The sequence below is a fragment of the Roseibium sp. LAB1 genome, assembly GCF_054658235.1.
In genome coordinates this window covers 956259-970515 of the sequence record NZ_BAAGIB010000002.1, presented here as the reverse complement: position 1 = coordinate 970515, position 14257 = coordinate 956259, and the positions used below count along the sequence as shown (strand labels likewise).

Genomic DNA, 14257 nt, shown 5'->3' with positions numbered 1-14257 from the left:
ATTACGTTTACGTAAACGTAACTAAGCGGCATTGATGGCCCTGCTGAAATTGTGTACAGGCTCTGGAAAACAGGGCGGAATGAACGCGGTTCAGCGCTGCACGCTTGTAGAAATGATCGTGGTGGTTAAACTCCGCGCCGGAGGCAGCCCCTTGCAACATATCCCGAACGACCCGCGACACCTTGAAGCTCTGCTGGATTTCTTTGCCGGCGCGGGCGTCGATTGTTTTCTTCAGGACGAACCCGTGGATTGGGTGGCGCTAACGCGTGCGCAGGCAGCGCAAAGGGCGCAGGCGGGTCAACAGGCGGTGGTCCCAGCACCTGCGCAGCAGCCCCGGCAACAAGTTCCGGCAGGCAGTTTTCAAGGTCAGGCGGGTGCCCCGGTTCCTGCGGTTCCCATTTCCCCTCAGGCCGGTGCAGTACCACCTGCGTCAATGGGGCAGGCGCCCGTTCTGCCCGACAGGGAAATCATAGCAGCCGCCCGGGATCTCGCGGCGTCGGCCCCGACGCTTGAGGAACTGCGCAATTGCCTTGGTGCGTTCGAAGGCTGCAACCTCAAACTCACGGCCAAGAAACTTGTCTTTGCTGACGGCAACCCGCAGGCGCGGTTGATGTTCGTCGGCGAAGCTCCGGGTCGGGACGAGGACCTGCAGGGTCTGCCGTTTGTCGGCCGCTCCGGCCAGTTGCTGGACAGGATGCTGGGGGCTATCGGTCTGGATCGCTCATCTGCCTATATCGCCAACGTGGTGCCATGGCGGCCACCCGGCAATCGGACGCCGACGCCGCAGGAAACCGAGATCTGCAAGCCATTCATCCTGCGCCAGATAGAACTGGTCAATCCGGATGTGCTTGTCTTCCTTGGCGCGGCATCGGCCAAGACCCTGCTTGGTGTTCAGGATGGCATCCGCAAGATGCGCGGGCGCTGGATGACCTATCCCTGCAAGGGCAGGGAGATCTCGGCTATCGCCACCTATCATCCGGCGTATCTCTTGCGCAGTCCGCTCGAGAAGCGATTGTCGTGGCGTGATTTTCTGGCGATCAAGCAGAAGCTGGAAGAAAAAGCAGCGCAATAATCTGCGGACTGCATGGTTTCATGCAATCAATCAGACGTTTTTCAGCGCTCGACCTTGCCGGACGGGTTGGTCGAAACCCTCAAGGAACCACCTCCTTTTCAAGTTGAAAGTGACCTTGCGTTAACTTGGATTTCAGCCTACAGGTTGTAACGTGGAGTGTGTAACACTGTAGGTGATTTCAACAACCGGTCATGACGATGGATGCGGACAAATGCATTTCGGCGCTTGTCGTCGACTTGGCGGACATGTCGTGTTTCGAAGCAACGGCCTATGATCTGACAGAGAAGGGCTGTTGGATTGCGTCCGACAGGGTTGACCTTCTGAAGGAGGAGGTGGGCTTGCGCCTGGCCGGCTTCGACAAGCTGGTGCGCGGGACCGTGATAGCCTATGGCGATCAGCAGGCGCAAATTTCCTTTCAGACCAAACGAGAGACGTCTGGCGAAAAACGCCGCGAGATCCGGCGCCGGGTCTTGATCACGGCAATCGTCTGCGGCAAGACCAATCCGGCGACAATGAGATGCCGGATCGTCGATGCCAGCAGGTCCGGATGCCGGCTGGAGGGCGACAGGCTGGATCGTCTGCCGAACGAAATCGAAGTCTCCATTCCCGGTCTCGATCTGCCGATCAGCGCAGAGATTGTCTGGCGCAAGAACAACCAGGCGGGAGTCAAGCTTACCTGGCCCTTCGAACCTTCACCGAAGCCCAAACCGGAAGAGGTGCTGGACCGCTTGAAGGAAGAAGAGGCAAAGCCCAAGCGCAAGCGGAAAAAGAAGATCAGCGCCTTCGGGGGGTGAGCTGTCCTTCGTCACGTAAATCCGCACAACAAGGTTTTGACGGTCCGGAGCCTTTGCAAGCGGGCCCTGCGTACATATATCGGAGGGAGTTTGTGAACTCTTTCAGGGCCAATAGCGCGTGATTTCATCCCTTCGCCGTTTTCTTCCAAAACCCTTTCGAAACGATAAGCCTGTCATCCCGGTCGTGCGCCTGCATGGCGCTATTGGTGGCGGTGGCCCGTTTAGGTCGGGACTGTCCCTGGCGACCGCGTCACTCCCCCTGGAAAAGGCCTTCTCGATGAAGAAGGCGCCGGCGGTAGCCCTGGTTGTCAATTCGCCGGGCGGTTCGCCTGTCCAGTCGCGGCTTATCTTCAAGCGGATCCGTGATCTGGCGAAGGAAAACGAGAAGGATGTTCTGGTCTTTGTCGAGGACGTTGCGGCTAGCGGCGGTTACATGATTGCGCTCGCAGGGGACGAGATCTTTGTTGATCCGTCGTCCATCGTCGGCTCGATCGGCGTGGTTGCGGCAGGGTTCGGCTTTACCGAAATGATCAAGAAGATCGGTGTCGACCGGCGGGTCTATACCGCCGGGGAAAAGAAGGTGACACTCGATCCCTTCCAGCCCGAAGTGCCGGAGGACATCGAATACATCAAAAGCCTGCAGCTTGAGATCCACGAGACGTTCATCGACATGGTGAAGTCGCGCCGCGGCGACGTGCTGGCGGACGACCCGGATCTTTTTTCCGGCAAGTTCTGGACCGGCCGCACAGGCGTTCAACTGGGTCTGGTCGATGCGATCGGCGACCTGCGCGGCGTGATCAAGGAGCGGTATGGAGACAAGGCCGAGCCGAAACTGATTTCAGCTCCGCGCGGCCTGCTTGGCCGCAAGGCCGGGCTTGGAGTCGGCCCAGCCAGGGGGCGGATGCTGGAGGGGCTCGGCGATGAGTTGATATCCTCCGTCGAGGAACGGGCATTGTGGATGCGCTACGGCCTTTAAAAAGGCATAATGCCTGTGTGAAAATCGGGCGAGCAAGGGGAAACGAAATGACCGAACTGATAGGCGTGGCCGCATTGGCCGTTGGTGGCTACTGGATCGTGCAACGCGTCAAGCGCAAGATGGCCGAGGTTGAAAACCAGATTTCCCGGGCAGCCGCCAAGGCCGACCCGAATGGTCCCGGGGCAAAACTGGTACAGGATCCGGTCAGCGGCAAATACCGGCCGCAGGCCTGAGGAAACGGCGGGCAATTTGATCGCCCGCCATCGCATCATTTTGCCGGAACCGCCCGAAACAGGCCCCAGCGTGCCGAGCCACCGCGCGCGGTGATCCCCAGCAGGACGAGCGTCACAATAAGCAGCATCAGTTCGGCCAGAGGGCTGGACAGCCAGATGCCGCCTTCTCCGAAATACACCGGCATCACGAACACCAGCGGCAGGAAGAAGGCATAGGGCTTGGCGAGGCTCAGCAGAGCTGCCCGGCCGGCATCGCCGAGCGCCTGGAAATAGGTCGCCACCATGAACAGCGGGCCGGCGACAAAATAAAGCGCCACGATCACCGGAAGAATCCGGCCGACTTCCGCCACGACGCCGGGATCATCGACGAAAGCGAAGCCGATCTGGTGAGAAAGCAGTCCGAGCGTCAGTTCCGCAAGGCCACAATAGGCAAAGGCCGTAACCAGCCCCAGCCGCAATGTGCTGTCCGAGCGATGCCATAGCCCTGCACCGGAATTGTTGCCGATCATGGCTTGCAGCGCCTGGGCGAGACCCAGGAGCGGCAGATAGCAGAACGTCATGATCCGGGTGACGATCCCGAAAGCCGCCACGGTTGCCTCATAGCCGCTGGCGCCAGCCGATTGCAGAGCGGCGATGGTCGCCGCCGAGCCGAGCGCAATACCTATGAAGCTCAGGCTCTGGGGAGCGCCAAGCATCAGGATGGCGCGCCAGGATGACGTCAGCGGGTACCGCAGAAGCGCAACCGGTGACAACGGCGTTTTGCCACTCAGCCGCAAGACCAGCATGATTGCAAGTGCAAGCGCCTGTGCCAGGACGGTTCCGGCGGCGCTGCCGGCGACGCCGTAGTCGAAGACCGCAATCAGCAGATAATCGAAAACGATGTTGGCCAGCGAGACGAGCAGGCTGAGGCCTGCCATCACAACGGCAAGACCTTCGTTGCGCAGCGCATCCGCATTCACCGACAAGACGAACATCAGCGGTGAAAAGGCGACGGTGATCGCAAGATAGGTATGGCTCATACCTGCGATCTCCGCCGAACCGTCGGCGGCGGCCCGGGTGAGCCCGTCGCCGAATAGCACAAACAGCATGATCACAACGGCTGCTATGGCAAGTGCCAGCCCATGGGCGCCGGCAAAAACCGCTTCAGCGTCCGCCCGCAGGCCTGCCCCGAGCTTTCGGGCCAGCACACTGGACATGCCGCTGGCGACCAGCGTCGCCAGAGCTGCCAGAAACATGTAGGCGGGAAACATCAGCGTGACCGCGCTGAGGGCGTCCGGCCCGACAAACAGGCCAAGGAATATGGCGTCGACGACGGTCAGCAATCCGTTCATGCTCATCACCAGAATGATGGGCAAGGCGGTTCTGGCCAGGGTCGGAAGGATTGGCCCATGCGTAAATGTGTTGGGCCGGGACATGTCGGAAGACATTCCGTTCTCCATCAATGGGCATTTCGAAAGGGAAGGAGGGGCTCGCATTGCCACCAGCGCGAAATGCGTGGGGAACAGAAAGTCTTTAAAACCAGAATTTCACCGTGACTGTCGTCCGCGAGCGGCAGGCATTCTGGAACCGTTGCGAGGGATACCGCGGCGCAGGCAGTCCGTCAATCTGAAACCGCCGCGCCCGCTTCGCCTTGACCTTGCCCCGACATCGTGGCACCTGTCGCCCCAAGCTGGCGGCACGTGAACGCCGGACAGAGCCACATTCGCGGAACAACTTCATGTCGACTGAAAACCTGCCGGCGCATATGCGGCCGGAAAACTCCTTTCAAGGCCTGATCCTGACCCTGCAGCGCTACTGGGCAGACCAGGGCTGTGTTGTGCTTCAGCCTTACGACATGGAAGTCGGCGCCGGTACGTTCCACCCGGCAACCACGCTGCGCTCGCTCGGCCCGCGTCCGTGGCGGGCAGCTTACGTGCAGCCCTCGCGCCGTCCGACGGATGGCCGCTATGGCGAGAACCCGAACCGCCTACAGCACTACTACCAGTTCCAGGTGATCCTGAAGCCGTCTCCGGCCAATCTCCAGGACCTTTACCTGAATTCACTCTATGCCATCGGTCTCGATCCGAAGCTGCATGACATCCGTTTTGTGGAAGACGATTGGGAAAGCCCGACCCTGGGCGCCTGGGGGCTAGGCTGGGAATGCTGGTGCGATGGCATGGAAGTCTCGCAGTTCACCTATTTCCAGCAGGTGGCCGGCTTTGAATGTTCGCCGGTCTCCGGCGAATTGACCTACGGCCTGGAACGGCTGGCCATGTATATCCAGGGCGTCGATAACGTCTACGACCTCAATTACAATGGCATGGAAGGCGACGCCAAGGTCACCTATGGCGATGTCTTCCTGCAGGCCGAGCAGGAATATTCCCGGCACAATTTCGAACATGCGGACACCGAAATGCTGTTCCGCCACTTCAAGGATGCCGAAGCCGAGTGCCGCTCGTTGCTGGAAGCAGGTGCAAAGGCACGCGAAGCGGCCGGTGCCAATGTGCATCAGGTGGTGCTGCCGGCCTACGACCAGTGCATCAAGGCCAGCCACGCCTTCAACCTGCTGGATGCGCGCGGTGTCATTTCCGTGACCGAACGTCAGAGCTACATCCTGCGTGTCCGCGAACTGGCCAAGGCCTGCGGCGCCGCTTTCCTGGAAACGGAAGCCGGTGGTGTCGGCTATCACAACCAGGCTGCGGAATAAGACTTTCCAGCCTGAGTCGGGTCATCTGGATTAATCGAATGCGGGGCCAAGTTGGCCCCGTTTTCGCTAGAAAGTATCAAGCAGTTCATCTGTCTGTTTTCAGCGACCTGTCGAGGCTCACTCGGGTTCCGAGCCGGGCTCGGGCTCCGAGCCGGGCTCGGGCTCCAGCTCGCAGGTGAGACGCGTGTCACCGATGTCCAGATGGCCCGCCTGGCGATCGCCCGAAAACCGGGTGTTTCCCCGCTCGAAACGTTCATCCGAAACACCTGGCACCGGGTCGAGCAGGACCTGTGTATGCGCCTTTCCACCAACAGGACCGGAAAGTGTCGCAGGGCCTGGCTCCAGCGGATTGAAGATGACGAAATAGACCTGGTTGCCATTTGCACAGCGGTACTGGTCGGCAAGCGAGGCATGGGTCTCTTGCGCCATGGTCGACCACACAAGCAGTGCCGCGCAAGGCAGCCTCATCCAGGGTAGCCGCAAGATGTGCATCGAGAGCCGACCTTTCGTTCCGGTGTCCACGCAGGTTTGTCCAACCTCATCTGCAAACCTGTGTCGAAGATTACAGAATGTCCCATTTCGCGCATCCGGCGCTTGAAGATGATGACAAGCCTGCACCTCCCGGTTAGCTTCCAGAACACATTTTCTGGAGGTGATTGTCTTGACCTGGTTTCTTCTCGCAGCCCTGATCGCGATCTCGGTTTTTGCGATCGTTCTTTACAATGGACTTGTCAAGAAACGGCAGATGGTCGAGGAGGGCTGGAGCGGCATCGATGTGCAGCTCAAACGGCGGGCAAACCTCGTGCCCAATCTCGTAGAGACCGTGAAAGGCTATGCCTCGCACGAAAAGGACGCGCTGGAAGCGGTGACCAGCATGCGGGCGCAGGTGTCGGCGGTGCCGAAGGATGATGTCGCCGCCCGTGCAAAGGCCGAAGGCGATCTCAGTCACGCTCTTGGCCGGTTGTTCGCAGTCGCTGAAGCCTATCCGGACCTGAAGGCCAGCCAGAATTTTTCCGATCTGCACAAGTCGCTGGACGAGATCGAAAACGCCATCCAGATGGCTCGCCGCTATTACAACGGTGCTGTCCGGAACCTGAATGTCGCAGTCGAGAGCTTCCCGTCCAACCTGATCGCCAACCAGTTCAAGTTCGAAAAGGCCGAGTATTTCGAAATCGAAGACGAAACCGACCGCGCGGTGCCGAAGGTCCAGTTCTGAGGTGCTTGCAATGTTGAACCGGATAGCTGCCGGCATTTTCGCCGCCTTCGTTCTGCTGGCCGCAAGTCTCGGAGCCCAGGCTGAAGAGCGCATTTTGAAGTTCGTGTCCGATATCGACGTGGCGAGTGATGGCACGTTGACGGTGACGGAAACGATCACGGTGCGTGCGGAAGGCGATCAGATCAGGCGTGGCATTTTCCGCGACATCCCGCTTGCGGTGGAGGGGGCGAACGGACGTATCTACAAGGCCGGCTTCAAACTGCTCTCGGTGCTGCAGGACGGTGTGCCTGCCCCACATCACACCAACGCCAACGGCCAGGGTGTCCGGATCTATGTCGGTGAGGAAAATACGTTCCTGTCGCCAGGCAATTACACCTACACCTTCACCTATGAAACCGACCGGCAGGTCCGCTTCTTTGAGGATCACGACGAGGTCTACTGGAATGTGACCGGCAACGAATGGATCTTTCCCGTAGATGAAGCTGTCGCACGGGTCGTATTGCCGGAAGGCGTGAAAGCCAGCGAATGGACGGCCTATACCGGCGGCTATGGAGAGACCGGCAAGGCCTTTGAGGCACGCAGTGCCCAAGGTGGCGAGGAGGTGGTTTTTCGAACCACGGCGGTCCTGCGCCCCTATGAGGGTCTGTCAGTCAACGTCAGCCTGCCGAAAGGGGCAATTGCGCCGCCATCGGAATCCGAGCGGATCGAATATTTCCTCAGCGACTACAGGTCGGAGCTGATCGGCGGGGCAGGTCTGCTGCTGGTTGTGATCTACTATTTCACCGCCTGGTCGATGGTCGGCCGGGACCCTGCCGAAGGCGTCGTCTTTCCAAGGTTCACTCCGCCCACGAACATTTCGCCGGCTCTCGCCAAATACATCGTCAACCGTGGTTTCGGCGATGGTGGCTGGGTGGCTCTGTCGGCAGCCTGTCTCAATCTGGCGGTCAAGAAACGTTTGCGCCTTGAGGAAGAGGATGGTGATACCACCCTGGTGCTGAACCGGACGGGCCGGGAAGAGCAGATTCCGGGTTTCGGACTGCCGAAAGGCGAAGCGGCGCTGGAGGACTGGCTGAGCGGGCGGGGCAGCCCGCTGACACTGAACAAGGCCAATGGCACATCGATCCAGGCACTGGGCCGAAAGTTCCGTGCGGCCATCGAACGGGAAAGCCGCAACCTCTTTTTCAGGACCAACAGGCGCTATCTCATTCCCGGATTCATTCTGAGCCTGATCACCATTGTTGCGCTTCTTGCCTTCGGCGGACTGCAGCCCGGCCAGGAAGGCTTCGTCATCGTTTTTCTGGTCTTTTCCGTCTTTGCGAGCGTTATCTCCGTCAATCTCGGCAAAGCCATTTTCCGCTTCTCCAACATGAAGCTGCGCATGGGGCTGATTTTTGTCGTGTTCGGTCTGGCCATGTCGGGAGCTGCCTTCGGTGCCTACCATGTGAATGGCGGGGTGGATTCCCTGCCTGTTCTACCGTTCATCGCGGTTGCTCTGGTCGCTCTCAACATCCTGTTCTTTTTCCTGATCGGCGCCCCGACAGCGGCCGGCCGGCAGGCTCTCGACGAGATCGAGGGATTGCGGATGTACCTGAGCGTGGCCGAAAAGGAACGGCTCAACATGGCTGAGGTTCCGGACATGAGCACGGTTCATTTCGAGGAACTGCTGCCCTATGCCGTTGCGCTTGGGGTCGAAAAGCCCTGGGCGAAGGCCTTCGAAGCCTGGCTCACGACAGCGGCAGGGGTTGCCGCGGCCGCCAGCTATCATCCGGGCTGGTATTCCGGCAGCCACTTCGATGCCCGTCATGTGTCCGACAGCCTGGGCCGGACAGCAAGTTCCATGGCAGGGTCTTTCCAGTCCTCGCTTCCCGCACCAAAATCATCCAGCTCCGGATCGTCAGGCTCGTCGGGCGGCTTTTCCGGCGGCGGCGGCGGTGGAGGTGGCGGCGGCGGCTGGTAGTTGGTGGTTGGTAGCTGGCCAGCGACCGGAAGGCCTCACCTTGCGCAAGAGCCTCCAAACGGCATAGTGGAAGCGTCAGACACGGGCAGGGGTGCAGATGACCGGCGAAACGATCACGCTAACGGAATTTGTCAGCTTCAATCTTGCCATCCTAGTCTATTTTCTCGGTGTGCGGCTGAACAAGAAGGTCTCGTTCCTGAACAGGTTCAACATTCCAGAACCTGTTTCCGGTGGTCTGCTGGTGGCGCTGCTGTCACTTGCGATCTATCTGGCCATGGGGACGGAAATCGCGTTTTCGCTCCAGTCGCGCGATTACCTGCTGTACTGCTTCTTCACCGCCATCGGCCTGAACGCCAGGTTCGCGGATCTGGCCAAAGGCGGCAGGCCGCTGTTGATCCTGCTGGTGCTTACCGTCTTTTACATGATGCTTCAGAATACCGTCGGCACGAGTATCGCGGCAGTTCTGGGACTGCCCGCAGGTTTCGGCCTGCTGGGTGGCACCATTTCACTGGTTGGTGGCCACGGCACGGCGATTGCGTGGGGACCGAAGCTCGCGGCTGACTACGGTGTTGAAGGCGCCGTTGAGATAGGTGCTGCAACGGCAACGCTCGGCTTGATTGCGGCCAGTCTTCTTGGCGGGCCTGTCGGCAAGTTTCTGATCGAACGACGAGGTGGCAAGCCCGATCCGAACCGCCCGAAAGAAGCCCCGATGATCGGCCTGGAACTGGAGCGGGCACCGGACACAAGCGTGACCCACACAGGCTTGATGCGCGCGCTGCTGGTCCTCAACATCGCAATTGGCCTCGGCGTCGCGCTTCAGGAAGCCTTGAGTGTGGGGATCGGTCTCGATCTTCCGGTGTTTGTCTGCTGTCTCTTCTGCGGCATCGTGCTGTCCAATTCCGTGCCGGTGGTCTTTCGGAAGATGACCTGGCCGGCCCGGTCCAAATCCCTGGCGGTATTGTCCGACCTTGCTCTCGGCATCTTTCTGACGATGTCACTCATGAGCCTGCAGCTCTGGACAATCGCAGGGCTGGCAGGACCGATGCTGCTGATCCTTTTCACGCAGGTCGTCGTTGCTGCCGCCTTCATCATCCTGGTGCTCTATCCTCTGATGGGAAGGGATTACAATGCAGCGGTGCTCGGCGCGGGATTCGCTGGATTTGCGCTGGGGGCTACGCCGACCGCCATTGCCAACATGACCGCAGTAACCAAACATTTCGGCCCGGCAACCCAGGCGTTCCTGATCCTGCCACTTGTCTCGGCGTTTTTCGTGGATCTTGCCAATGCGGTCATCATCCTCCTGTTTCTCGGAGGGTGAAGGCTGACGTTTCAGGCAGCGTCTGTTTTCTGGCTGAAGGGGAAACGCCCGTCGACCTGAGATTCCAGCAGGCTGAAGGCTTCGTCCGATGTAACAGCGGCCGCATAGAGGAATCCCTGGCCGTAGTGACAGCCATTGGAGTTGAGCGCGTCATGAACGGCGCTTTCCTCGATCCCTTCGGCAACGGCGTCGATGTCGAGACCCTTGGACAGCACCAGAATGGCTTCGACGATGGCCGCGCACTGCTTGTCTTCCAACATGCGCTCGGTGAAGGACTTGTCGATCTTGACCTTCTTGATCGGGAAGTCGCGCAGATAGCTGAGGCTGGAATGGCCCGCACCGAAATCGTCAAGAGCAATGGCGATGCCCGCATCCGTCAGTTCGGTGAGGATGCGTTTGGCCGATTCCGGGTTTTTCACCAGTGACGTCTCGGTGATTTCAAGGACCAGCCGGCTGGGCGGGAAATCGTATTTCTTCAAGATGGAACACACCTGGGCCGGCAAGGCGGGATCCTGCAGCTGCACAGGCGAGAGGTTGAACGACAGGTAGAGCGTGTCAGGCCAGGTGGCGGCGACCTTGCAGGCGTCCTCCAGCAGGTGCTGGGTCAGCTCGGAGATGATGCCGCAATCTTCCGCAATCGGGATGAACTGCAGCGGCGGCACCTTGCCGAAGTCTGCGTCGGTCCAGCGCGCCAGTGCCTCGAAGCCGGCAATGCGGCCGGAATCCATGTCCAGGATGGGCTGGTAGTAAGCCTTGACCTCGTGTTCCGAAATCGCACGGCGCAGGCGCTGTTCCAGTAGGGTCCGATGCAGGATCGAGGCATCCATGTCGACCTCGAAGAACCGATAGGTCGAGCGGCCGGAGGACTTGGCCCGGTAAAGAGCGATGTCGGCCCGGCGCAGCAGTTCGGTGACTGCATGGCCGTCGTGGGGGTAAAGGGCGATGCCGATGCCGGTGCCGATGGAAATCTGCCGGTCACCAAATTCGAAACGGTCGTTGATCCGGGTCAAGAGGCGCCGGGCGAAACCTGCTGCATCTGACTTGTCCTTGAAAACAGGGGACACGATGGCAAATTCGTCACCGCCGAGACGGGCGACTATGCCTTCATTACCCAGGGTTTCCGCCAGCCGGTCGGCGAAGCTACGCAAGAGATTGTCGCCGAATGCGTGGCCATAGACATCGTTGATCGGTTTGAATCCGTCGAGATCGAGCATCATCACCGCGCGGAAACAGTCCGGTTTGACCTCGCGTGTGAGATCGGCAAAGGCTTCCAGCAGGCGGCGGCGGTTGGGAAGTCCGGTCAGCGGATCGTGCTGGGCAAGGGCCAGGGCTTCGCTATGAGCCGAGGACCTTGCCTTAAGCTCCTTGCGCAGCCGCCGTGTCGCCCATGCGCCGTATCCCAGGCTGAAGATGGCGATGCCCAGCAGAAGGCTGGTGATCACGTCGAACGTCATTTGCGATTGGTGGAGCTGATAAGCGGGAAAAAGTACTGGAAGGACCTTAACCCCAGTAAAAATGACAAGAACTATCGCAAGTAACGCAACTATAGATCGAGTCAAATATCTGTTGTCTGCAACTTCCCGGTTCACCACAAGGTCAGTCCCAATACATGCAACTGCTAACAAGTCGCGGAGTTTCACATGCAATCATTGAAGAAGAATGAAACAAAGCGGACAGAGTGCCGTCAAAATGATCGGGCGAGGCGGTGAGCGCCGCCGTGAAAGGGGGTGACAAGTCATCATTGTCTTGGTAACGGACGGCGCAAACCGTTTCCGGTGTTATGCCACCAGACCAAAGGTCCAGATATCCATGCCCGATCTTCTGCTTGAGCTGTTCAGCGAAGAAATTCCGGCCCGCATGCAACGCAAGGCGGCCGAAGATCTGAAATCTCTTGTGACCAATGCCCTGGTGGATGCCGGTTTGCCGTATGAAGGGGCAAAGGCCTTCGCGACGCCTCGGCGTCTGGCACTGCATGTTGCCGGCGTTCCCGCCGGTTCCGCCGCCACGCGCGAAGAGCGGAAGGGCCCGCGCGTCGGAGCCCCCGAAAAGGCGCTGGATGGTTTCCTGCGCGGTGCAGGCCTGACCTCGATCGACCAGGCAATCGTTCAGACAGACCCGAAGAAGGGTGATTTCTACGTTGCCGTGATCGAGAAGCCGGGCCGTTCGGCGATCGATGTGATCGCTGAATTCATGCCGGGCATCCTGCGCAACTTCCCCTGGCCGATAACCATGCGCTGGGGCGCCGCGACCACCCGCTGGGTGCGGCCGCTGCACTCCATCGTGGCCAGCTTTGGTCCGGAAACGGAAGAGCCGGATGTGGTACCGTTCGAGTTCGATGGCATAAAGGCCGGCAAGACCACGCGCGGCCACCGCTTCCTGGCGAACGAGGCTTTCGACGTTCGCCGGTTCGACGACTACGCGCCGGCGCTGGAAAAGCACAAGGTCGTGCTCGACGCGGACCGCCGCAAGGACATTATCCAGAACGACGCCAAGGATAGTGCGCTGGCGCTCGGCCTCGATCTGGTCGAGGATCCGGGTCTTCTTGAAGAAGTTGCAGGGCTGGTGGAATGGCCGGTGGTTCTGACGGGAAGTTTCGATGAAGACTTCCTGACGATTCCGGACGAGTGCATTCAGTTGACTATCAAGGTCAACCAGAAGTGCTTCGTCTTGAAGAACCCGGCCACGGGACGTCTTGCCAACAAGTTTGTGCTGATTTCCAACATCGTCGCCGACGACGGCGGCAAGCTGATCGTTGCCGGAAACGAGAAGGTTATCCGTGCCCGCCTTTCCGATGCCCGCTTCTTCTGGGAAACGGATCTTAAGTCGAAGCTGTCGGACAATCTGCCCAAGCTGGACGAAGTCAAATTCCATGAAAAACTCGGCAGTGTCGGCGAGCGGGTGAAACGCCTGATTGCGCTTTCGGCAGAACTTGCCCCGATTTCCGGAGCGGACGAGACGAAGGCCAAACGCGCCGCGGAACTTGCCAAGGCCGACCTCGTCTCCAACATGGTTTTCGAATTCCCGGAACTGCAGGGCCTGATGGGTCGCTATTACGCGGCAGCCCAGGGCGAGGATGCATCGGTGGCAACCGCCATCGAGGAGCATTACAAGCCGCAGGGGCCGAGCGACAACGTGCCGACCGACCCGGTCGCCGTTGCCGTCGCGCTTGCCGAAAAGCTGGATCTGCTTGCGGGCTTCTGGGCCATCGACGAAAAGCCGACCGGCTCCAAGGACCCCTATGCGCTGCGCCGCGCGGCCCTGGGCGTGATCCGGATTATTCTGGAGAACAACCTCAGGATCAGGCTTGGCGACGTTCTGCGGTCCGCCCTGGACCTGCAAGGCGTGAAACCGGCCGACCCTGCGACTCTCGTGGCCGATCTGCTGTCCTTCTTTGCCGACCGCCTGAAAGTCCATCTGAAGGACGAAGGCGCGCGTCATGACCTGATCGATGCCGTCTTTGCGCTGGAAGGTCAGGACGACTTGCTGATGGTGGTCCGCCGTGTCGAAGCCCTCGGCAAGTTCGTTTCCTCCGACGATGGCACCAACCTGCTGGCCGGGTACAAGCGCGCGGTCAACATTCTGAAGGCAGAAGAAAAGAAGGACGGCACCCCTGTTTCCGGCAAGCCGCATGCGGACCACTTCCAGGAGCAGGCCGAAATCGATCTGGCCGCTGCCATCGATGTAGCCCGTGCCGAAGCGGCAGACGCCGTTGTGAGCGAAAATTTCGAAGGAGCGATGGAAGCCCTGTCGAAACTGCGCGCTCCGGTCGATCGTTTCTTCGATGACATTCTGGTCAATGCCGAAGATGCCACGCTGCGCATGAACCGTCTGCAGCTCCTCTCCGAAATCCGGGATGCGACCCACGTCGTGGCCGATTTCTCGAAGGTCGCCGGATAAACCGACCAGACCTGAAAACAAAAAGGCGGGCCCTGATCAGGTCCGCCTTTTTCAGTTCTGGGGCTCAGTCCGGGACTGAGCCTGGGGAAGAGTTGCCTTCCCGACATA

Annotated in this window: 12 protein-coding genes; 9 read left to right on the top strand and 3 right to left on the bottom strand. The window is 59.8% G+C overall.

Going from position 1 to position 14257, the window contains the following annotated elements; translation table 11 throughout:
• Positions 1-112 precede the first annotated feature (112 nt).
• The 4 genes from ACYQ54_RS14365 to ACYQ54_RS14350 all read left to right on the top strand — a co-directional run bounded on the left by ACYQ54_RS14365 (position 113) and on the right by ACYQ54_RS14350 (position 3075).
• A complete protein-coding gene (locus ACYQ54_RS14365; RefSeq protein WP_460084813.1) occupies positions 113-1072 on the top strand; it encodes a uracil-DNA glycosylase in 960 nt (319 codons plus the stop codon).
• A gap of 197 nt (positions 1073-1269) precedes the next feature.
• Positions 1270-1866 (top strand): PilZ domain-containing protein, encoded by a 597-nt coding sequence (locus tag ACYQ54_RS14360; protein ID WP_460083399.1) that lies wholly within the window; start codon positions 1270-1272, stop codon positions 1864-1866.
• A gap of 118 nt (positions 1867-1984) precedes the next feature.
• Positions 1985-2842, top strand: a complete 858-nt coding sequence (locus tag ACYQ54_RS14355; protein WP_460083398.1) for a S49 family peptidase — start codon at positions 1985-1987, stop codon at positions 2840-2842.
• Between the two features lie 47 nt (positions 2843-2889).
• The gene (locus tag ACYQ54_RS14350; RefSeq protein WP_460083396.1) at positions 2890-3075 is read left to right on the top strand and encodes a hypothetical protein; all 186 of its coding nucleotides are present in this window, start codon (positions 2890-2892) and stop codon (positions 3073-3075) included.
• Positions 3076-3110: 35 nt separating this feature from the next.
• Here the strand turns inward: ACYQ54_RS14350 and ACYQ54_RS14345 are convergent, their stop codons facing one another.
• On the bottom strand, positions 3111-4502 hold the full coding sequence (locus ACYQ54_RS14345) for an MATE family efflux transporter (RefSeq protein WP_460083394.1): 1392 nt from the start codon (positions 4500-4502) through the stop codon (positions 3111-3113).
• 317 nt (positions 4503-4819) lie between these two features.
• On the opposite strand from ACYQ54_RS14345, the gene ACYQ54_RS14340 reads away from it, so the two are divergent.
• The gene (locus ACYQ54_RS14340; RefSeq protein ID WP_460084811.1) at positions 4820-5761 is read left to right on the top strand and encodes a glycine--tRNA ligase subunit alpha; all 942 of its coding nucleotides are present in this window, start codon (positions 4820-4822) and stop codon (positions 5759-5761) included.
• A gap of 117 nt (positions 5762-5878) precedes the next feature.
• Here the strand turns inward: ACYQ54_RS14340 and ACYQ54_RS14335 are convergent, their stop codons facing one another.
• Positions 5879-6229, bottom strand: a complete 351-nt coding sequence (locus ACYQ54_RS14335; protein ID WP_460083392.1) for a hypothetical protein — start codon at positions 6227-6229, stop codon at positions 5879-5881.
• Between the two features lie 187 nt (positions 6230-6416).
• Here ACYQ54_RS14335 and ACYQ54_RS14330 point away from each other — a divergent pair, with 187 nt between their 5' ends.
• The 3 genes from ACYQ54_RS14330 to gltS all read left to right on the top strand — a co-directional run bounded on the left by ACYQ54_RS14330 (position 6417) and on the right by gltS (position 10252).
• Entirely contained in the window at positions 6417-6977 is a 561-nt protein-coding gene (locus ACYQ54_RS14330; RefSeq protein WP_460084808.1) for a LemA family protein, read from the top strand.
• A gap of 10 nt (positions 6978-6987) precedes the next feature.
• Positions 6988-8934: a DUF2207 domain-containing protein gene (locus ACYQ54_RS14325; RefSeq protein WP_460083390.1), complete on the top strand. Its 1947-nt coding sequence runs from the start codon at positions 6988-6990 to the stop codon at positions 8932-8934.
• Between the two features lie 97 nt (positions 8935-9031).
• Complete coding sequence (gltS, locus tag ACYQ54_RS14320) at positions 9032-10252, top strand: sodium/glutamate symporter (RefSeq protein ID WP_460083388.1); 1221 nt, start codon at positions 9032-9034, stop codon at positions 10250-10252.
• An 11-nt stretch (positions 10253-10263) separates the two neighbouring features.
• Here the strand turns inward: gltS and ACYQ54_RS14315 are convergent, their stop codons facing one another.
• Entirely contained in the window at positions 10264-11694 is a 1431-nt protein-coding gene (locus ACYQ54_RS14315; RefSeq protein ID WP_460083386.1) for a putative bifunctional diguanylate cyclase/phosphodiesterase, read from the bottom strand.
• Positions 11695-12061: 367 nt separating this feature from the next.
• On the opposite strand from ACYQ54_RS14315, the gene glyS reads away from it, so the two are divergent.
• Positions 12062-14149 carry a glycine--tRNA ligase subunit beta gene (gene glyS / locus ACYQ54_RS14310; RefSeq protein ID WP_460083384.1) on the top strand — a complete coding sequence of 696 codons (2088 nt, stop codon included), beginning with the start codon at positions 12062-12064 and terminating at the stop codon, positions 14147-14149.
• Positions 14150-14257: the final 108 nt, after the last annotated feature.